At 75.7% G+C, this 18,854-nt stretch carries 16 protein-coding genes and 1 pseudogene; 9 read left to right on the top strand and 8 right to left on the bottom strand.

Features of this window, described 5'->3' with window-relative positions; genetic code table 11:
- Positions 1-23 precede the first annotated feature (23 nt).
- The gene (locus tag OO57_RS32445; protein ID WP_234337601.1) at positions 24-1,442 is read right to left on the bottom strand and encodes a class I adenylate-forming enzyme family protein; all 1,419 of its coding nucleotides are present in this window, start codon (positions 1,440-1,442) and stop codon (positions 24-26) included.
- A gap of 551 nt (positions 1,443-1,993) precedes the next feature.
- On the opposite strand from OO57_RS32445, the gene OO57_RS32440 reads away from it, so the two are divergent.
- Genes OO57_RS32440 through OO57_RS32420 form a run of 5 tightly spaced genes read left to right on the top strand, consistent with a single transcriptional unit; the run spans position 1,994 to position 7,748 of the window.
- Positions 1,994-2,899 carry a methyltransferase domain-containing protein gene (locus OO57_RS32440; RefSeq protein WP_051778534.1) on the top strand — a complete coding sequence of 302 codons (906 nt, stop codon included), beginning with the start codon at positions 1,994-1,996 and terminating at the stop codon, positions 2,897-2,899.
- The gene (locus OO57_RS44940; protein ID WP_199811369.1) at positions 2,896-4,944 is read left to right on the top strand and encodes a glycosyltransferase; all 2,049 of its coding nucleotides are present in this window, start codon (positions 2,896-2,898) and stop codon (positions 4,942-4,944) included. Before OO57_RS32440 ends, OO57_RS44940 begins: the two co-directional genes overlap by 4 nt.
- Before the next feature lie 34 nt (positions 4,945-4,978).
- The gene (locus tag OO57_RS32430) at positions 4,979-5,743 is read left to right on the top strand and encodes an ABC transporter permease (protein ID WP_033256325.1); all 765 of its coding nucleotides are present in this window, start codon (positions 4,979-4,981) and stop codon (positions 5,741-5,743) included.
- Between the two features lie 41 nt (positions 5,744-5,784).
- Positions 5,785-6,747, top strand: a complete 963-nt coding sequence (locus OO57_RS32425) for a daunorubicin resistance protein DrrA family ABC transporter ATP-binding protein (protein ID WP_033256324.1) — start codon at positions 5,785-5,787, stop codon at positions 6,745-6,747.
- Positions 6,748-6,749: 2 nt separating this feature from the next.
- Positions 6,750-7,748 carry an NAD-dependent epimerase/dehydratase family protein gene (locus OO57_RS32420; protein WP_051778533.1) on the top strand — a complete coding sequence of 333 codons (999 nt, stop codon included), beginning with the start codon at positions 6,750-6,752 and terminating at the stop codon, positions 7,746-7,748.
- A gap of 43 nt (positions 7,749-7,791) precedes the next feature.
- Here OO57_RS32420 and OO57_RS32415 read toward each other — a convergent pair whose 3' ends face one another.
- Entirely contained in the window at positions 7,792-8,400 is a 609-nt protein-coding gene (locus tag OO57_RS32415; protein WP_051778532.1) for a GNAT family N-acetyltransferase, read from the bottom strand.
- Between the two features lie 91 nt (positions 8,401-8,491).
- Positions 8,492-9,268, bottom strand: coding sequence for an alpha/beta fold hydrolase (locus OO57_RS32410; RefSeq protein WP_033256323.1), 777 nt, complete (start codon positions 9,266-9,268; stop codon positions 8,492-8,494).
- Between the two features lie 60 nt (positions 9,269-9,328).
- Here OO57_RS32410 and OO57_RS32405 point away from each other — a divergent pair, with 60 nt between their 5' ends.
- Positions 9,329-9,757, top strand: coding sequence for a MarR family winged helix-turn-helix transcriptional regulator (locus OO57_RS32405; protein WP_033256322.1), 429 nt, complete (start codon positions 9,329-9,331; stop codon positions 9,755-9,757).
- Between the two features lie 41 nt (positions 9,758-9,798).
- Positions 9,799-10,680 (top strand): annotated as a pseudogene (locus OO57_RS32400) (polyprenyl synthetase family protein); the annotation flags it as partial.
- Between the two features lie 53 nt (positions 10,681-10,733).
- Here the strand turns inward: OO57_RS32400 and OO57_RS32395 are convergent.
- Positions 10,734-11,741 carry an aldo/keto reductase gene (locus tag OO57_RS32395; RefSeq protein WP_033256321.1) on the bottom strand — a complete coding sequence of 336 codons (1,008 nt, stop codon included), beginning with the start codon at positions 11,739-11,741 and terminating at the stop codon, positions 10,734-10,736.
- 89 nt (positions 11,742-11,830) lie between these two features.
- Here OO57_RS32395 and OO57_RS32390 point away from each other — a divergent pair, with 89 nt between their 5' ends.
- The gene (locus OO57_RS32390) at positions 11,831-12,934 is read left to right on the top strand and encodes an ArsR family transcriptional regulator (RefSeq protein WP_063737683.1); all 1,104 of its coding nucleotides are present in this window, start codon (positions 11,831-11,833) and stop codon (positions 12,932-12,934) included.
- On the opposite strand, the gene OO57_RS32385 is transcribed toward OO57_RS32390, so the two are convergent.
- Together OO57_RS32385 and OO57_RS32380 are read right to left on the bottom strand one after the other, a co-directional pair.
- Complete coding sequence (locus OO57_RS32385; protein ID WP_033256320.1) at positions 12,928-13,692, bottom strand: sporulation protein; 765 nt, start codon at positions 13,690-13,692, stop codon at positions 12,928-12,930. The two genes, OO57_RS32390 and OO57_RS32385, sit on opposite strands and share 7 nt — an antisense overlap.
- Positions 13,693-13,850: 158 nt before the next feature.
- Complete coding sequence (locus OO57_RS32380; RefSeq protein WP_033256319.1) at positions 13,851-14,732, bottom strand: NAD(P)H-binding protein; 882 nt, start codon at positions 14,730-14,732, stop codon at positions 13,851-13,853.
- A gap of 123 nt (positions 14,733-14,855) precedes the next feature.
- Here OO57_RS32380 and OO57_RS32375 point away from each other — a divergent pair, with 123 nt between their 5' ends.
- Positions 14,856-15,791 (top strand): LysR family transcriptional regulator, encoded by a 936-nt coding sequence (locus OO57_RS32375; protein WP_051778531.1) that lies wholly within the window; start codon positions 14,856-14,858, stop codon positions 15,789-15,791.
- Positions 15,792-15,929: 138 nt separating this feature from the next.
- On the opposite strand, the gene OO57_RS32370 is transcribed toward OO57_RS32375, so the two are convergent.
- Together OO57_RS32370 and OO57_RS32365 are read right to left on the bottom strand one after the other, a co-directional pair.
- Positions 15,930-17,486 carry a pectate lyase family protein gene (locus OO57_RS32370; RefSeq protein WP_033256318.1) on the bottom strand — a complete coding sequence of 519 codons (1,557 nt, stop codon included), beginning with the start codon at positions 17,484-17,486 and terminating at the stop codon, positions 15,930-15,932.
- Between the two features lie 566 nt (positions 17,487-18,052).
- Complete coding sequence (locus tag OO57_RS32365; protein WP_033256317.1) at positions 18,053-18,445, bottom strand: hypothetical protein; 393 nt, start codon at positions 18,443-18,445, stop codon at positions 18,053-18,055.
- Positions 18,446-18,854: the final 409 nt, after the last annotated feature.

Raw genomic sequence — 18,854 nt, 5'->3', positions numbered from 1 at the left:
GGACAAGTGGGTGGGGTGGGGCGTCAGCGCCCCGAGCCGGCGCTCGCCGCCGCGCTCGCCGCCGCCGCCGTCGTCGCGACCGCCGCCGCCAGCGCCGAGCGCTCGCGCACCGGCTTCCCGGTGGCCGTGCGCGGCATCTGCCCGAGCACGTGCAGCAGTCGGGGCCGCTTGTACGCTGCCAGCCGCCCGGCCAGCTGCTCCTCGACCCGGGCCGCGGTGCCGCCGGGGGCGAGCACCAGGTACGCCTCGATCACCGAGCCGTGCAGGACGACCGCGGACTCGACCTCGGGCAGCGCGAGGACGGTGTGCTCGACCTCGGTCAGGTCGACCTTCAGCCCGCCGACCGACACCTGCGAGTCCAGCCGCCCGCGGACCAGGACCCGCCCGGTCGCGGCGTCCACGGACCCGCCGTCCCGGGTGCGCAGCCAGCCGTCGGCCCAGCGCTCCGCCCCGGCGTCGTCCAGGTACGGCGAGCGCGCGGCGGAGACCAGCAGTTCGCCGTCCACCGCGCGCACGCCCAGGCCCGGCGCGGGCGTCAGTTCGGGGCGGTGCGCCCCGTGCAGGTCGGTGGCGATCACGCCGACCTCGGTCATCCCGTACATGCAGCCCAGCCGGACGCCGTACCGGTCGACGAACGCCTCGTGCAGCTCGGCGCGGACCGGCTCGCCGCCGGTGGTCATGCCGGTGAGCTGGGGGAGCCGCGGCGGGTCCGGGTGCCAGCCGAGCAGCTCCAGGTGGAACGGCACGCCCAGCAGGGTGGTCGGCTCGGGGCCGGCCGCGACCGCGTCCAGGACGCCCCGCGCCGTCACCCGCTCCGGGAAGGCCAGCCGGACGCCCGCGTGCAGGCAGTGCAGCAGGCCGCCGACCAGGCCGAGCACGTGCACCGGCGAGGCCAGCGACACCATCCGCTCGCCCGCCCGCGGCACCCCGTCGATCCGGGCGTACCGGTCGAGCTCGGCGACCAGGTCGGCCGCCGTCCGCCCGATCACCTTCGCCGGGCCGGTCGACCCCGAGCTGAGCTGCACCAGCGCGTGCGGCCCCTCGGCCGGGCGCCCCGGCCGGGCGGTGAGCACCGCGCGCTGCGGGTAGTGGCCGCGCGGCGGGCCGCCCGGCACCGGGTGCTCGGCCGTGACCACCACCTGCGGCGCCAGCCGCTCCAGCGCCCGCTCCGCCTCGAACGGGGTCAGCCGGTGGTCGAGCAGCGCCGCCCGGGCCCCGGCCCGCCAGCAGGCCAGCAGCTGGACGACCAGTTCGAGCGAGGGCGCCAGCCGGATCGCCGCCGACCCGCCCCGGCGCAGCCCGGCCGCGCCCAGCGCGGCCTGCCGCTCCTGGACCAGCCGACGCAGCCCGTCCCGGGTGACCGGGTCGTCGGCACCGAAGAAGAGGCAGGGCTCGCCGCCCGGGCCGCGCAGGAGCACCTCGTCGACCCATTCGGGCCCCAACGACCCGGAAGGAGCCTGTGGGAGCGCTCCCATGCTGTTCGCCGGAGCTGCCGCAACATCTTTCATGGAGAACCCGAACCTCTTCCTGGCACGGTCGTGGGGAACCTGTGAAATTCCCACGCCGAACTTTCAACGCTGAATTGACCGGGTGTCAAGACCCGTTGCCCGAATCCGCGAACCGGGCCGGAATTCCGCCGCCCGGCCCCGCCGCCGTCGAGCCCGCCGAGCGCGTTGACGGGGGAGCACCCCGTCGCTAATGTGACCGCCGGTCGGCCAACTTGCCTGGTACGGCAGCCTGTTGCCAGACCATGACGGTCCGTCTGCTGACGATCCGTCAGCCGCACCCCCTGCCCCGACCGGCGCACCCCGGCGCCCTCGGCCCTGCGGGCGGAGTGCCTTCCGCATGCCCACGGGTCGTTTCCCCGGCGGGTCGATCATGCGATGGACCAGACCAATCCGACGTTATCGCGCGCATTTCCGCGGCATTTCCGGCCGCCATTTATGGGCGCATCCATGTCAACTTTTCGAGGACCGCCCCAGTGGAACCTGCAGTGGAACCAGCCCCGGAACCCGTCCGGGGACCCGCGACCGGCCCCGGCCTGAACACGGCCGTGGAGCGCTACTACGACATCACCCTCGACCTGTACGAGGACCTGTGGGGCGAACACGTCCACCACGGCTACTGGGACGAGGGCCAGGCCCCCGCCCGGGACGGCGCCGACCGGCAGGCCGCCACCGACCGCCTCGTCCACGAGCTCGTCACCCACGCCGCCGTCCCCGCCGGCGCCCACGTCCTCGACGTCGGCTGCGGCATCGGCGGCCCCGCCCTCCACCTGGCCGGCCCGCACGGCTGCACCGTCGAAGGCGTCACCCTCAGCGCCCGCCAGGCCGCCCGCGCCAACGAGAAGGCCCGCGCCGCGGGCCTCGCCCACCGCGCCCGCTTCCACCAGCAGGACGCCCTCTCCACCGGCCACCCCGACGACACCTTCGACGTCGTCTGGGCCATGGAGAGCCTCATGCACCTCGACGACCGCCCCGCCTTCTTCGCCGAGGCCCACCGCCTGCTCCGCCCCGGCGGCACCCTCGCCGTCGCCACCTGGGCCGTCCGCGACGGCGCCCTCGACCCCGGGGAGCAGGAACTCGTCCGGCAGATCCTCCAGCACCAGGTGATGCCCGACTTCTCCTCCCTCGAAGAACACGAACGACTCGCCCGCACCGCCGGCTTCACCGACGTCACCACCGCCGACTGGAGCACCGCCGTCGCCAACTCCTGGGACCCGTCCTTCGCCCGCGTCCCCCACATCGACGGCGGCCCCGCCACCATGCGCGACCTCGCCCGCACCCGCGGCGTCGACGTCCTCGGCTTCTTCCACGCCGGGCCCCTCATGAAGAAGGGCTTCGACACCGGCGTCATCACCTACGGCGCCCTACGGGCCGTCAAACCCCACCGGTCATGACCGCCCACCCCCCGCTCCGCGAGGTCGCCGAACTCCTCCGCCGCACCCTCGGCCGACCCCCCGCCTGGCTCGACACCCTCCGCCCCGACACCCTCCTCGACGGCGAACTCCACCTGGAGAGCCACGACCTCGCCACCTGGAGCCTCGCCCTCCGCACCCGCTACGGCCCCGCCGCCGACCTCGCCGCCCACCTCACCACCCTCGACCTCGACACCCTCACCACCCTCACCCTCACCGACGTCGCCACCCTCGCCGCAACCGCCCTCCCCAGCCCGGGCCACGACACGGAAAAACCCGCCGCAGGACCGGAGGAACCCGGGCCGACGACCGCGCCGACCTCCACCGGCGCCGGGGCCTACGGGGGCGGCCGATCCGTGGCTCCTCCCGGCCCCGGGGGTGGGGGAGTCCCGCTCGTCGGGGCGTCCGCCTCCGGCGGCGCCGGGCCGGTGGAGCCGCTTCCCCCCGTCTCCCCGGTTGCCGCTGCGGCGGTTGCCGCGGCCTCCGGTGGCGTCCGGCCCGCGGGGTCCGTGCCCGCACCTCTCCCGGTTCTCGGCGCCGCCGCGGCCGCGGCCCCCACCCGGTCGGACCCGGCCACCGGCAGCGCCGCGTTGCCGCTCTCCGGGTCGGTGGAGCCGGCCACCGGGGTTTCCTCCGGTCCTGGGGTCGGGGGAGTCCCGGTGGTCGGGGCGTCGGCCTCCGGTGGCGCCCGGCCGACGGAGCCGGTTCCCGCGGCCGCGGCCCCCGCCCAACCGGACCCGGCCACCGGCAGCGTCGCGGGGCCGCTCCCCGACCTGCCGTCCCCGTTCCCGTTCCCGTCCGCGCCCCTCTCTCCGGCTCCCGTCCCGCCCCCCGGCCCCGTTGCCGGGGCCCGTTCCCGGCCGGGGCGGTTCCTGTTCGTGTCGCTGCCGCTGTTCGGGCACGTGAACCCGCTCGCGGCCGTCTCCGGTGCGTTGCGGGCGCGGGGGCACGAGGTGCTGTGGGCCGGGTCGGAGGCGTTCCTGCGGCCGTTGCTGGGGGCGGGGACGCCGATCGCGCCGATTCCCCTGCGGGCGCACCGGGGTCAGGCCGACCGGGGGCTGGCGGCAGCCAGGTCGCGGTGGGACGGCTACATCGTCCCGCACGCCCGGCACACGCTGCCCGGCATCGAGCGGGCCGTGGCCGCGTTCCGTCCCGACGTGCTGGCCGTCGACCAGCACGCGGTGGCCGGGGCGCTGGCCGCGCACCGGGCGGGCCTGCCGTGGGCGTCGCTCGCGCCGACCACGATGGAGCTGACCCGCCCGTACCGCACCACCGTGCCCCGGGTGGAGGCGTGGATCGAGCAGCGGATGGCCGCGATGTGGCGCGCCGCGGGGCTGCCCGGTGAGCCCCCGCACGACCTGCGGTTCTCACCGCACCTGCTGGTCGGCTTCACCGGCGAGGCGCTGACCGGGCCGCTGGAGTGGCCGGGCAACGCGGTGCTGGTCGGCCCGGCGCTGGCCGCGCGGGAGCCGGACCCGGCCTTCCCGTGGGAGTGGATCGACCCGGCCCGCCGCCTGGTGCTGGTCACCGTCGGCACCCTCTCGCTGGACCTCGCCGCCGACTTCCACGCCCGGGTGGTGGAGGCGCTGCGCCCGCTCGGCGACCGCCTCCAGGCGGTGATCGCCGCGCCGGACGGCACGGTGGCCGACCCGCCCGCCCACGTCCTGGTCCGGCCCCGGGTGCCGGTCCTGGAGCTGATGCCGAAGCTGGCCGCGGTGGTCAGCCACGGCGGCCTGAACACCGTCTGCGAGGCGCTCGCCCACGGCGTGCCGCTGCTGGTCGCCCCGATCAAGGGCGACCAGCCGATCAACGCCGCCCAGGTCGCGGCCGCGGGCGCGGGCCGCCGGGTGCGGTTCGCGCACGCGAGCCCGCAGCAGCTGCGCACGGAGCTGCTGGCCGTCCTGGACGACCCGTCGCACGCCGCGGCGGCCCGCCGCGTCCAGGAGTCCTTCGCCGCCGCCGGTGGCGCACCCGCGGCCGCCGACCACCTGGAAACCCTGCTCCCGACCCCGCTCCCGACCCCCTGACCCCCGCCCCCTCCCGAACAGGAAACGCCCACCCGTGAAAAGCCTCCGCGACACCTGGCTGGTGTTCCAGCGGCACCTGCTGCTGATGGCCCGCTCCCCGCTGCAGATCTTCCTCGGGGTCGCCCAACCCGTCGTCTACCTCGCCCTGTTCGCGCCGCTGCTGAAGCCCGCGCTGGCCTCGATGGGCGCGGGCACGATGGCCGACGCCTACCGGATCTACGTGCCGGGCATGCTGGTCGCGCTCGCCCTCGGCGGCGGCCTGTACGTCGGCTTCGGCCTGCTCGCCGAACTCGGCTCCGGCGTGATCGAACGGGCCCGGGTCACCCCGGTCAGCCGGGTCGCGCTGCTGCTCGGCCGCTCGCTGCGGGACGTGGTGGTGCTGGCCGTGCAGGCCGCCGTGATCATCGTGCTGGCGATCCCGCTCGGCCTGCTGGTGCGCGTCCCGGACCTGCTGCTGGCGTACCTGCTGCTCGCGCTGATCTCGCTGACCAGCTCCGCCGTCTCGTACGGCCTGGCGCTCAAGGTCGGCAACCCGGACGTGCTGGGGCAGCTGGTCAACAACCTGGCCCAGCCGCTGATGCTGCTCTCCGGCACCCTGCTGCCGCTCGCGCTGGCCCCGCTGTGGCTGCGCCGGGTCTCCGACTGGAACCCGTTCAGCTGGGCGGTGACCGGCATGCGTGAACTGTTCGCGGGCCACCCCGGCGACCCCGCGGTCTGGCGCAGCCTCGCGCTGATGGCGGCCGTCGCCGTCGCCGCCCTGCTCTGGTCGGCCCGCCGCTTCGCCCGCACCGTCCGCTGAGCCCGATCCCCCTCCCCCCACCCCGTACGAGAAGGACCCCGATGATCGAGACCAGCGGACTGCGGAAGTCCTACCGGAGCGGCCGCCGCGGCCGGACCACCACCGTGGACGCCGTGGCCGGGCTGGACCTGCACGTGGCCGAGGGCGAGATCTTCGGACTCCTCGGCCCCAACGGCGCGGGCAAGACCACCACCCTGCGGATGCTCGCCACCCTGCTCCCGCCCGACGGCGGCGCGGCCACGGTGGCCGGCGCCGACCTGCTCACCCGTCCCGCCGAGGTCCGCCGCAGCATCGGCTACGTCGCCCAGGGCGGCGGCACCTGGGACGAGGTGACGGCCCGCGAGGAACTCGTGCTGCAGGCCCGGATGCACGGCCTCGCCAAGGCCGAGGCGCAGGCCCGGGCCGCCGCCGCCGTCGACTCCTTCGACCTCGCCGAGTACGCCGACCGCCCCTGCCGCAGCTACTCGGGCGGCCAGCGCCGCCGGGTCGACATCGCGCTCGGCGTGGTCCACCGCCCCGCCGTGCTGTTCCTGGACGAGCCGACCTCCGGCCTCGACCCGGCCGCCCGGGCCCGGCTGTGGGCCGAGGTGCGCCGCCTGCGCGACGCGGGCATGACGGTCTTCCTGACCACCCACTACCTGGACGAGGCCGACGCGCTCTGCGACCGGATCGCCATCGTCGACGGCGGCACCCTGGTCGCCGAGGGAACCCCGGCCGAACTCAAGCGCTCGATCGCGGGCGAGGTCGTCACCGTCGGCGTCGCCGAACCCCACCTGGCGCCGAAGGCCGCCGAGGTGCTCACCGCCCAGGAGTGCGTCCGCAGCGCCGAGGTCCGCGCCGACGGCGCGCTGCGGCTGTCCGTCGACACCGGCGAGAGCGCGATGCCGCAGGTCATGCGGGCGCTGGCCGGGGCCGGCATCGCCACCGCCACCATCGCGCTGCACCGCCCCACCCTGGACGACGTCTTCCTCGCCCGCACCGGCCGCTCGCTCGAGGAGTCCTGACCATGGCACCCGCCCCCTCGCCCCTGCGCACCGCCCCCTCGCCCCTGCGCGCCGTCCGCCGCGCCGTGGTCACCGGCGGCGCGGGCTTCGTCGGCTCGCACCTGTGCGACCGGCTGCGCGCCGCCGGCACCGAGGTCGTCTGCCTCGACAACCTGCTCACCGGCAGCCTCGACAACCTCGCCGACCGCGCCGACGACCCCGGCTTCACCTTCCGCCACCACGACGTCTGCGAGCCCTTCGACGTCACCGGGCCGGTCGACCTGGTCCTCCACCTCGCCTCGCCCGCCTCCCCGCACGACTACGCCCGCCACCCCGTCGAAACCCTCCGGGCCGGGGCCCACGGCACCCACCACGCCCTGGAACTCGCCCACCGCAAGGGCGCCCGCTTCCTGCTGACCTCCACCTCCGAGGTCTACGGCGACCCGCTCGTCCACCCCCAGCCCGAGACGTACTGGGGCAACGTCAACCCGATCGGCCCGCGCAGCCAGTACGACGAGGCCAAGCGCTACGCCGAGGCGCTCACCACCGCGTACCGCACCGCCCGCGGCACCGACACCGTCATCGTCCGGCTGTTCAACACCTACGGCCCGCGGATGCGCCCCACCGACGGCCGCGCCGTGCCCGCCTTCATCACCCAGGCCCTGACCGGACGGCCGCTCACCGTCGCGGGCGACGGCAGCCAGACCCGCTCGCTGTGCCACGTCGACGACACCGTGGGCGGCATCCTGGCCGCGGCCGCCGCCGGGCACCCCGGCCCGGTCAACCTCGGCAACCCCGTCGAGCTGAGCATCCTCCAACTCGCCCACCGCATCCGCGACCTGTGCGGCTCCGCCTCCCCGGTCGAGTTCGTCGAACGCCCCGGCGACGACCCCTCGCTGCGCCGCCCCGACATCACCCTGGCCCGCACCGCCCTCGGCTGGCAGCCCGCCGTCGACACCGACCGCGGACTGGCGCAGACCATCGACTGGTTCGCCCGCCACCTGGTCGGCGCCGGGAGCTGAGCGGACGGCTCGGCGGGGGCGGGGGCGGCGGGGCGCCGTCCGCTCAGCGGGACGGCCGCCCGGGCCCGCCGGAACCCGCGGTGCCGCCGCTGCCACCGCCGTCGCTGCCACTGCCGTCGCTGGCGTCGCTGCTCCAGCGGACCTCCCCGTCCACGACGGTCCCGGTCGGGGCCAGCCCGAGCGCCCGGGCGACACCGGCGGAGGCCGCGTGCCCGGGGTGGACGTGCGCGAGCAGGACGTCCACCCGCTGCTCGCGCAGCCACCGGGCCATCGCGAGCGCGCCCTCGCGGGCGTGGCCCCGGCCCTGGTGCGCGGTGCCGACCACCCAGGCCAGCTCCGCCGCGAGGCGCCCGTCCGCCGTGCGCTCCAGCGTGGCCTGCACCGTTCCCACCAGGAGCCCGTCCGCGGTGCGGCGCAGCATCCAGTTGAGCCAGCCCTGGGTGCCGTCCGGCGAGCGGCCCGCCGCCAGGCGCCGGTACCTGGCACGGAGCTCGTCCCGCGCGAGCGGCTCCCCGCCGGTCCAGGCGTGCAGCAGCACGTCGTCGAAGAGCTCGAAGGACTCCGCGGCGTGCGCCGCCCGCAGCGGTTCGAGCCGCAGGGACTCCGTGGCGATCTCGACGGCCGTGGGCCACTGCTGCACCGTGTCGGACATCCCGGCATCGTACGCCGGACCGACTGCACGCCACCGACCGACCGGGGCCCGTCAGCCCGTCAGCCCGTCAGCCCGTCAGCCCGTCAGCGCATCAGCGCATCAGCGCGGTGTCGAGGTGCGCGAACACGGCCTCCGGACGCTCCAGGTGGGGGAGGTGCCCGGCCCCGGGCACCGTCACGAAGCGGGCGTCGGCGAAGGCGCGGGCGTAGGCCGCGCCGTAGCCGGGGGTGGCGACCCGGTCGCTCTCGCCCCACAGCACCAGGACGGGCAGCCGGACGTCCCGCAGCCGCTCGCGCAGGCCCGGGTCGTGCATGTAGGGGTCGCCGGCCAGGGCGCGCATGGTGGCCGCGTTGCCCCGGCGGCGGGCGAGTTCGGCCGGGGGCAGCGTCGCGGGGTCGATGAAGTGGCGGTCCGGGTCGTGCCAGGAGTGCTCCGCGAGGCCGCGGGCGTCCAGGGCGAAGACGTCGGTGAGCGGCTCCCCGTCCACCCCGATGCCCACCGCGTCGATCAGCACCAGCCCGCTCACCGTCGCGCCGCTCCCGTTCCCGTTCCCGCTCCCGTTCCCGGCGCCGTCGCGGAGGGCCATCTCGGCGCCGATCCACCCCCCGAGCGAGGAGCCCACCACCAGGACGTCGCGCAGCCCGCGCCGCCGCAGCAGGTCGAGGTAGGCGTCGGCGAGGTCGGCGACCCGGCTGAGGGCGGCCGGGCGTTCGGTGCCGTCCCAGCCGGGGTGGACGGGGGTCAGGACGTGGGCGGAGCCGGCGAGGTGAGCGGCCAGCGGGGCGACGGTGGCCGGACCGCCGCCGCCGTGCAGGAGCAGGACGGGGCGGCCGGTGCCGGCCTCGGCGAGGAGGGGATCGGTGGTCATGCGCCCACCATAACTAAGGATGCTTATTTAAGCTAGTTGAGTTACGGGTAGGGTGGGGGCATGAACGCTGAGCTCCACGTCCTCGGCCGGGCCGTCAAGCAGGTCCAGTACCGGCAGCACCGCGCCATGGACACCGCCCTGGCCGCCGTCGGCACCACCCTCGCCCAGTGGGACGCCCTCCGGGCGATCGCCCGCCGCCCCGGCGCCTCCGCCCGGGAGCTCGCCGCCGCCACCTTCCAGACCGAGCAGTCCTTCGGCACCCTCGCCGGACGCCTCGTCACCCAGGGCCTGATCACCCGCGAGCCGGGCCACGGCCGACGCCTCGACCACCACCTCACCCCCGCCGGCGAACGCGTCCTCGCCACCGGCGAACAGGTCGCGGACGAGGTCCTGACCGCCCACTTCGCCCCGCTCCCCGCCGAGGACCGGGCCACCCTGCTGCGCCTGCTCCGCACCCTGGTCCCCGACCCCGCCGCCGAGAGCCGCTGACCCCGCGCCCGCCACCACCCGCCGCATGAAAACCTGACGGCGTGAACGACGTCCTCGCCGCCGCCCTGCACCGCGCCGCCGCCCACCAGCGCCGCTTCGAGACCCGCTTCGCGGCCTACTTCGACTCCCTGACCGCCCCGGCCGCGGGCGGCACCCTGGACGCACCCCCGCACGGCAGGTTCCCCGCCCGCGCCCTCGCCCTGGTGCGCGAACTCTCCCTGCGCGGCGGCAAACGCCTGCGGGTCGCCCTGCTGCACGAGGCCGCGGCCCTGGTCACCGACCGCCCGGTGCCCGGCCTGGACGCCGCGGCCCTCGGCATCGAACTGCTGCACACCCACGGCCTGATCCACGACGACCTCATCGACGGCTCGCCCGAGCGCCGCGGCGGCCCCTCCACCCACCAGGCCTACCGCGAGGAGTTCCCCGACCGGCCCGACACCGCGCTCGCCCTCACGGTCCTCGCCGGGGACCTGGCCGCCTTCCTGGCCGTCCGGGTCCTGCTCACCGGCGACCTGCCCCCCGACCGCGCCCTCGCCATGGCCGCCGTCACCGCCGACGCCGGGGCCGACGCCGTCAACGGCCAACTCCTCGACCTGGAACGCGACTTCCCGCCCGAACCCGACACCGCCTTCCTGCACACCGTCACCGAGTACAAGTCCACCCGCTACTCGGTCCTCGCCCCGCTGCGCCTCGGCCTGCTCGCCGCCGGAGCCGACCCGGCCCCGCACGAGGCCGAACTGCGCGCCTACGCCACCGCGCTCGGCACCGCCAACCAGCTCCACGACGACTGGCTCGACCTCTTCGGCGACCCGGCCGCCCTCGGCAAACCCCTCGGCACCGACCTCCGCTCCGGCCGCCGCAGCTACCTCGTCCGCGCCCTGCTCGCCGCCGCCGACCCCGCCGAACTCCGCACCCTGCACGCCGCCCTCGGCACCCCCGACCACGGCCCGGCAGTGCCCCGCCCCCGCCCGCCGCCTCACCGCCGGTGCAGCGCGTCCAGCCGCGCGAGCTCCTCCGCGGACAGCCGCAGCGCACCGGCCGCGACGTTGGCGGCGAGGTGCGCCGGGTCGCCGGTGCCGGGGATCGCCAGGACGTGCGGGCCGCGGTGCAGCGTCCAGGCGATCCGGACCTGCGCGGGGGAGGCCCCGTGCGCCCGGGCGACCTCGACCAGCAGCGGGTCCTCCCCGCCCGAGACCCCGCCCGAGGCCCCGCCCGCCGCCACCCCGTACTGCCGTCCCGCGGCGGCGATCGCGTAGAACGGGACGAAGGCGACGCCCTGCTCCCGGCAGAGCTCCACGAACGCGTCCTGCTCCGGGGCGACCCCGAGGCCGTACATGTTCTGCACGCACACCACGGGCGCGACGGCCCGCGCCTCGGCCAACTGGTGGGGCCGGACGTTCGACAGGCCGAGGTGCCGGACCAGCCCGGCCGTCCGCAACTCGGCCAGCGCGCCGAAGCGTTCGGCGACCGGGCCGTCGCCGACCACCCGGAGGTTCACCAGGTCCAGGTGGTCGCGGCCGAGCTGGCGCAGGTTCTCCTCCACCAGGCCGCGCAACTGCTCCGGCCGGGCGTGCGGCAGCCACGCCCCCGAGGGGTCCCGCGGCTGCCCGACCTTGGTGGCGATCACCAGGTCGTCCGGGTAGGGGGAGAGCGCACGGTTGATCAGCTCGTTGGCCGAGCGCAACGGCGAGAAGTAGAAGGCGGCGGTGTCGATGTGGTTCACCCCGAGCTCGACGGCCCGGCGCAGCACGCCGACCGCCTGCCCGCGGTCGCGCGGCACCGCGTCGGGCACCAGGGCCGCACCGGTCTGGGTCAGCCGCATCGCCCCGAAGCCGACCCGGTTGACCTCCAGGTCGCCCAGGGTCCAGGTGCCCGCCGCCGCGGCGGACGGAGCCGTGGCGGCGGACGGGGTGGCGGCGGCGGACGGGGCCGTGGCGGCAGGCGGGGTGGTGGCGGACGGTGGCACGTCGGGGAGCAGGTTCATGCCGCAGATGATCGGCCGCCGACTACAGTGACCGCCACGGATTCGGACATCCCCGAATCCACGGTGCCCGAAGCGGGGGAGGAGCGACCTTGGCCGAACTGGCCCTCCCCGCCCACGACGTGGCCCGGGTGCGGTTCGCCGTCTCCCCGCTGTGGCAGCTCACCACCAGCTACCGCCTGCTGGCCTCCGGCGCCGCCGACCCCGTCCACCGCCGCTGGCTCGACCAGGTGCGCCCCCGGACGGCCGCCGCCGGGCTCGACCGGCGCTTGCTGGCCGAACTGCTCCCGCCCGGCGCCGGGTACGTCCCGGACTTCCTCAACCCCGCGCCCGCCACCCCCGCCCCGACCCTGGACGAGGAACTCGCGGCGCTCGCCGCCACCCCCGCCGAACGGATCCGCGCCGACCTCGACCACCTCCGCCACCACCAGGGCCGCACCGGCCCCCGCACCCGCGCCCTGCACGCCGACCCGCCCGCCCAACTGCCCCGGCTCGTCCGGGAGATCGCGGCCTACTGGGAGACGGTCCTGGCCCCGTACTGGCCGCGGATCCGCGCCCTGCTGGACGCCGACGTCTTCCACCGCGCCGGGCAGGCCGCCCGCCACGGCACCGGGCACCTCCTCAACTCCCTGCACCCCCAGGTCAGTTGGGGCGACGCCGGGCTGCACCTGGAGCGTCGCGCCCGCACCCTGGCCCGGCACGCCACCGGTAGCGGGCTGCTCCTCGTCCCCAGCGCCTTCAAGGGCTCCGGCCTCTCCACCCGGATCGCCCCGCCCGACCCGCCCCAGCTCGCCTACCGCGCCCGCGGCACCGGCGACCTCTGGCAGCCCCGCACCGCCCCTGCCGCCGACGCCCTCGCCGCCGTCCTGGGCCGCGCCCGCACCCTGCTGCTCGCCGAGCTCGACACCCCCGCCACCACCACCGAACTCGCCGCGCGCACCGGCCTCTCCCCGGCCCACGTCTCGCAGAACCTCACCGCCCTGCGCGCCGCCGGGTTCGCCACCGCCCACCGCACCGGCCGCACCGTCCTGTACGCCCGCACCGCCGTCGCGGAGACGCTCCTCACGGAGGTGCCCCCCACGGCGAGGCCCCCCACGGCGACGCCCCTCACGGAGAGCCCCCTCACGGAGAGGCCCCCGCCCCCGGCCGCTGACTCCGACCGGGGGCGAGGAGGAGGGCCGCCCCGCGGTCAGTGACCCAGCGCGCCGCGGACCCAGCCGTCCACCGTGCCGGTCAGGTCGTGCTGCCCGGCCCCGTGGTCCAGCACGAAGGTGCGCACCGAGTCGCCGCTGTGGAACATGCCGCGCTTGTCGAACTCCAGCACCACCTCGACCTGGTGAGGGCCGGTGACGAAGGACAGCTCGACCTCGTTGCAGCGCCCGGCGAACTGCGGCGCCGCCTTGTACTCGATCTCCTGGTAGAACGGCAGCGTCTGGGCGGTGCCGCGGATGTGCCCGGCCTCCAGGTCGGCCCGGTGGAAGTGGAAGCCGAGCGCCGACAGCGCCTCCAGCACCCGCTGCTGCACCGGCAGCGGCTGCACCGCGAGCGGGTCGGTGTCCCCGCGGTCCAACTGCCCGGCGATGTCCACGTCGGTGCGGACGCCCAGCACCATGCCCGACAGGTGGTGCCCGCCGATCGCGGTCAGCGGCGTCTCCCACGGCACCGGGAAGGCGAACGGGACGGCCCGCTGCTCCCCGGCGGCCAACTGCAGCGGGCCGCAGACCTGCACCGGGGCGAACTCCTTGGTGGTGTGCCCCTCGCCGTCCTCGTACTCGACCTCGACCCGGGCGGCCAGGCAGAGCGTGATGCCGTTGATCGTGGCCTCGCGGTCGCCGCCGACCAGGTTGACCTGGCCGTGCACGGTGCCGCCGGGGTAGACGGTCGGGGTGGACAGCACCGTGTCGACGGTCGGTCCGCCGACACCCAGGGCACCGAGAAGCCGCTTGAACACCATCGGGGGCACATCCTCACAGAGTCAAAGGGTCACCAGCGCACCGATCGTACTTTGCCTCCCCTTTGCCCCCGACCGGCGGGCCGCCCCGCAGCGGCCCGCCCCGCAGCGGCGCGGGCCCGCTTCCACCACCCCCGGCACCGGAGCCGGGTGACGGCCCGTCAGGCCCGGACGGCGGGCACCAGGACCTCCCGGCACCACTGCCCGAACCCGGTGGCACCGGCCGAACCCGGCTCGCGGGGCTCGGCGTCGTAGATCCCGTCGTTCTGCGCCGCGACCATCTCCGCCATGTCCCGCGCCAGTGCCGGGCTCGCCCCGTGCTCCAGCAGCCCGGCCCGGAACGCGGCCAGCGGCACCTGCCGGTAGCGGACGGGACGGCCCAGGGCCGCGGAGACGGCCTCGGCCATGCCCACCGGGGTCAGGTCCTCCGGCGCGGCCAGCGGGACGCGGGCCCGCCCGTCCCAGGAGGCGTCGAGCAGGAGCGCCGCCGCCGCGGCCGCGACGTCCCCCGTGGCCACGGTCGGCAGCGGCCGGTCCGCGGCGTTCGGCAGGGCGAGCACCCCCTGCTCGCCGATCGTGCGGGCCTGGCGGAGCAGGTTCTCCATGAAGAACGGCAGGGCCAGCGCGCGGTGGGCCACGCCGCTGGCGCCGATCAGCTCGTCCATCGCCAGCGCGGCCGACAGCAGCCCGGCCGGGCCCCGGTAGCCGTGGCCCAGCGAGGTGACGCCCACCATCCGCACGCCCCGGCGGGCGGCCTCCCCGCAGGCGGCGCGGGTGAACTCCAGGTAGTACCGCCCGGCGGGCCCGGCGTCGTGGAACCCGGCCGGCGGCACCAGCCAGAACAGCCGGTCGGCGCCCGCCAGCGCCCGCGCGACGGTGTCCGGGTCGCCGTGCGAGCCCGGCACCACCTCGACCCGCTCCCGCACCCGCGCCGGCAGCCGGGCGGGGTCGCGGACGACCACCCGCACCGCCTCCCCGGCGTCCAGCAGCCGGTCCACGAGCTGCCGCCCGATGTCGCCGGTCGGTGTGGTGACGACGATCATGATGTGCCTCCGTGAGGCCGGTGAACGGGGGAGCAGGCCCCGCGGGCGCTGCCGTCCCCGAGTCAACCGGCCCCGCGCGGGGGCGTGAAGGACCGGTCCGGTCGGCATTGGTACCCTGGCGGTATGAGTGATCTGGAGGTGCGGCAGCTGCGCTACTTCGTCGCGGTCGCGGAGGAGCTGCACTTCGGCCGCGCCGCCGCCCGGCTCGACATGGCCCAGCCCCCGCTGTCCCGCGCGATCCGCGCCCTCGAACGGCAGCTCGACACCGCGCTGTTCGAACGCACCACCCGGCAGGTCGCCCTCACCCCCGCCGGAGAGGTCCTGCTGCGCGACGCCCGCACCGCCCTGGAAGCCGTCACCGCCGCCGCCCACCGGGCCCACCAGGCCGGCCGCACCGAGCCCCGCCTGCGGATCGCCCTCAAGGCCGACCTCGACGGCGGCCTGCTGCCCCGGATCCTGGACGCCTACGCCACCGACCCCGCCGCCCTGCCCCCCGAACTCGTCCTCGGCGGGTACGGCGAACAGCCGCGGGCCCTGCGCGACGGCCGCGCCGACGTCGCGCTCCTCCAACTCCCGTGCGACGACCGCGGACTGGACAGCGAACCGCTGCTGACCGAACCCACCCTGGTCGCCCTCGCCGCCACCGACCCGCTGGCCGCCCGCAGCGCGCTCCACCCGGACGACCTGGCCGGCCGCGAACTCCCCGACGGCGCCCCGGCCGACGGCCTCCGCCCCGCCCGCCCCGGCGGCCCCCGCCCCACCGCCGCGCGCCGCGCCTCGAACCTGTCGGAGATCCTCAGCCTGGTCGAGACCGGCAGCATCGTCTTCTTCGCCCCCGCCTCACTGGCCCGCCGCCACCCGCGCCCCGGCATCGCCTACCGCCCCGTCCGCGGCCTCCCCGACTCCACCCTCGCCGTCGCCTGGCCCCAGGACGCCCGCTCCCCGGCCGTCGCCGCCTTCGTCCGCGCCGCCTGCACCACCGCCACCTCTACCTCCACGGCCACCTCTACCGCCGCCGTCCCCGCCCACCGGGGCGGCGACCGCACCGGGCCGCACTGACCGAACGTCCCCGGAGGGCCCGGGAGGGCCTCCGCCTCCTCGTCAAGAACGGCCGCAACCACGGGAACCAGCCGGCCTGATGCCGCGAAGGGCTCGGCCTGTGGGATCCAGGCCGAGCCCGCGGGGTGGTCCGTGTCGCTAGCCCGCGTAGGTCTCGAACTCGGCGACCTTCGGAGTTCCGGTCGAGCCGGTGATCTCGAAGGTGATCTTCTTCAGCGAGGTGCTGGGAACCGCGATGGTGCCCGCACCGGTGCCCGAGGCGAGGACGGCACCGGTGTCGGCGTTGAGGACCCGCCAGGATCCGATGGTGCCCGCGGAGCCCGCCGCCTCCCGGATGGCGAGGGCGGCCACGGTGGTGGGGGTGGACCACTTGACCGAGATGGAGCCGGTGGAGCCGGTCGGCGACCAGTAGGTGGCCAGGTTGCCGTCCACCACGCTGCCGTAGCTCGTCCCGGTGGCCTTGCTGGATCCGTCGGCCCCGGCGCCGATGCTGAGGTTGGTGCCGCTGGGCTGGGTCGGGGTGGACGTGGGAGTGCTGGAGCTGGGAGTGGGCGTGGGAGCGGTGGGGGACGACGACGGCGTCTGCGGCGTGCAGGTGCCGTTCGACACCTGCAGGCCCTTGTTGGCACCAGCCGTCCGGGTCACGATGTCCGGCACGCAGCCGGCCGGGTCGAGGGCGTAGGAGTAGGGGACGGCGACCGTGGTGGTGGACTTCACGTCGGGCCCGGCCGGGTTGGTGTCGGCGGAGGGGCTGGACCACGTCACGTTGTCGAAGACGTTGCCCGCGACCTGCCAGTAGCCGGCCGCGGTGGTGTAGAAGGTGCCCAGCACGTCCTGGGAGTCCTTGAAGTAGTTGTTGTCCACCTTGGCGCGGGCCCCGGCGCGCGAGTTGATCCCGGACTTGTTGAGCTTCACGTAGTAGTTGTTGTAGATGTGGGCGGTCCCGCCGCGCAGCAGCGGCGCGCGGGAGTCGATGTTCTCGTACAGGTTGTGGTGGAAGGTCACGTAGCCGTTCGAGAGCTCGGTGTCGCTGGAGCCGATCAGGCCGCCGCGGCCGGAGTTGCGCAGCGTGCTGTAGGACAGCGTCACGTACTGGGTGTTGTCCTTCAGGTCGAACAGGCCGTCGAACCCCTCCTCCTCCCCGCCCGACGCCTCGAGGGTGGCGTGGTCGACCCAGACGTTGCGGACGTTCTTCTCCATGCCGATCGCGTCACCGCCGTTGGACGTCGGCGACCCCGACTTCTTGACGTTCCTGACGGTCACGTTCTGGATGATGATGTTGCTGGACTCGCGTACGTGGATGCCCAGTTGGTCGAAGACGGCACCGCTGCCGACCCCCACGACGGTGACGTTGCTGATCTGCTTGAGCTCGATGACACCCGCCGCGGTGTTGCAACTGGGCCCCGACACCTGGGCCGTGTTGCCGTGGTTGATGGTGCCCTCGACCTCGATGGTGATCGGGGTGCTCGCACTGGCCCGGTTGCACAGCGCCTGGTGGATCGCGGTCCCCGTCGTGGCGCGCACGGTCTGCCCGCCCGCACCGCCGGTGGTCCCGCCGTTCTGGGACGCGAAACCGGTGGCGCTGCCGGTCACCGCCGCCGATGCCGAGGGCATCGTCACGACCGCCCCGGCGGCGGCCGCCAGGGCCGTCGTCGCGAGTGCCGCGTAGAGCCGCAGGGCAACTGATCGTTTCATGTCGATCTCCCGATTCGTCTTCGAGCGCCGGCTGTCGAGGCCGTGCGGGTGGACTGGGTTTCGGTGCGACGCACACGTTCGTCCGGCGACGGGGCGGCAGTCTGCGGCATCCGCGCATGCGGAAGCCGTGGCCTCGAGGCCCCGGGCGGGGAAGCGATTTCTGTCGGCGAGGATAGGACGGGATCTGACGGACCAACAAGGCTCTTGTCGCCGCCCTGATTCAGATGTGTGAACCAGGGCCGATGTCGCCGGTCGGGCGGACCATCACGCCGACGAATTCTCTTCGCCCTATCTGTCATTCGTCCGCAAAATCTTCTGCCTGATGGCCCATTGGCAGAGCTATCGCCGCACGGGACGGCCGAGAGCATTCAGGACTGTAGGTGATGTTCAAATACGTGAACGCCATAAGAGCGTGCCCCGCAGGCCGGTGAGTCCTGGAAGTTACGCGGCGCGGACGGCGAGAGGCCCGCCCTGCCCGCCCTCGGCCGGCTCGTCGACGCCGACCGGAGCGCCCACCCCGGCGGCGTCTACCGCCCGGGACGCACCCCGGCCCGGCGCCCCGGCCCTCAGTGCGCGTCGACCAGGCGGGCCGGAACCGTCAGCACGGACAGTCGACCCGCCGCCGCGGCCGGGTGCAGGTCGAACGGGGCGGTGAAGGGGCCGGTGACGATCAGCAGGGTGCGGTGGGCCCGCACGGCCCGGGCCCAGTCGCGGGCCGCGGCGAGCGGGCCGTCGTACCAGGCGGTGCCGTCGGGCCGGGTGACGACCAGCCGGGCACCGTCGAAGGCGGCGGACCAGCCCTCCTGCAGCCGCGGCGGCTCCCCGGCGCCACCCCACCCGTCCGCGGCGGACGCCAGCCGCTCGGGAGCCAGCGGCACCACGAGGACGGGCCGCCGGTCGGCCAGCAACTCCGGCCACGGCCCCCACACCCGTCCCGCCCCGATCTCGACCGCCTCCACCCGTTACCCTCCTGACCGTGATCGTCCCACCCCCGACCTGACGGGCGCCGGACAATTCCCCGATCCCTTCGGAGCGGAACCCGATCCGGATCACCCACCCGCCACGCGCCCCGCCGGCCCGTGGCCTGCGGCCCTCTGCCAGCCCGCCCACCGCCCGCGGCCCGCCTGCTCCCACCCGCCGATTCGTGGCCTGCGACCTGCCTACTTCCCGCCCGCCGGGCCCGCTCCTCCCTCCGTCGCCCGCCGCGGCCGGCCCACCTCTCCCACCACCCACCACCCACTGCCCGCGGCCCGCCTACCGCGGCCTGTCGATCCGCGGTCCACCGCCGCCTGCTTCCCCCGCCGACCCGTCCCTCCCTCCCTCCCTCCCTCCCGCCGCCGCCCCGCAAGCCGCCGCAGGGCTCAGCGG

The sequence above is a fragment of the Kitasatospora phosalacinea genome, assembly GCF_000717185.1.
Classification (GTDB): Bacteria; Actinomycetota; Actinomycetes; order Streptomycetales; family Streptomycetaceae; genus Kitasatospora; species Kitasatospora phosalacinea_A.
This window is presented reverse-complemented; position numbering and strand designations above follow the sequence as displayed.

Coding starts and splice junctions, on each gene's coding strand:
- OO57_RS32405 (WP_033256322.1), top strand. CDS start 9,329: ATGAACGCTGAGCTCCACGTCCTCGGCCGGGCCGTCAAGCAGGTCCAG.
- OO57_RS32395 (WP_033256321.1), bottom strand. CDS start 11,741: ATGAACCTGCTCCCCGACGTGCCACCGTCCGCCACCACCCCGCCTGCC.
- OO57_RS44940 (WP_199811369.1), top strand. CDS start 2,896: ATGACCGCCCACCCCCCGCTCCGCGAGGTCGCCGAACTCCTCCGCCGC.
- OO57_RS32415 (WP_051778532.1), bottom strand. CDS start 8,400: ATGTCCGACACGGTGCAGCAGTGGCCCACGGCCGTCGAGATCGCCACG.
- OO57_RS32410 (WP_033256323.1), bottom strand. CDS start 9,268: ATGACCACCGATCCCCTCCTCGCCGAGGCCGGCACCGGCCGCCCCGTC.
- OO57_RS32370 (WP_033256318.1), bottom strand. CDS start 17,486: ATGAAACGATCAGTTGCCCTGCGGCTCTACGCGGCACTCGCGACGACG.
- OO57_RS32425 (WP_033256324.1), top strand. CDS start 5,785: ATGATCGAGACCAGCGGACTGCGGAAGTCCTACCGGAGCGGCCGCCGC.
- OO57_RS32380 (WP_033256319.1), bottom strand. CDS start 14,732: ATGATCGTCGTCACCACACCGACCGGCGACATCGGGCGGCAGCTCGTG.
- OO57_RS32375 (WP_051778531.1), top strand. CDS start 14,856: ATGAGTGATCTGGAGGTGCGGCAGCTGCGCTACTTCGTCGCGGTCGCG.
- OO57_RS32385 (WP_033256320.1), bottom strand. CDS start 13,692: ATGGTGTTCAAGCGGCTTCTCGGTGCCCTGGGTGTCGGCGGACCGACC.
- OO57_RS32420 (WP_051778533.1), top strand. CDS start 6,750: ATGGCACCCGCCCCCTCGCCCCTGCGCACCGCCCCCTCGCCCCTGCGC.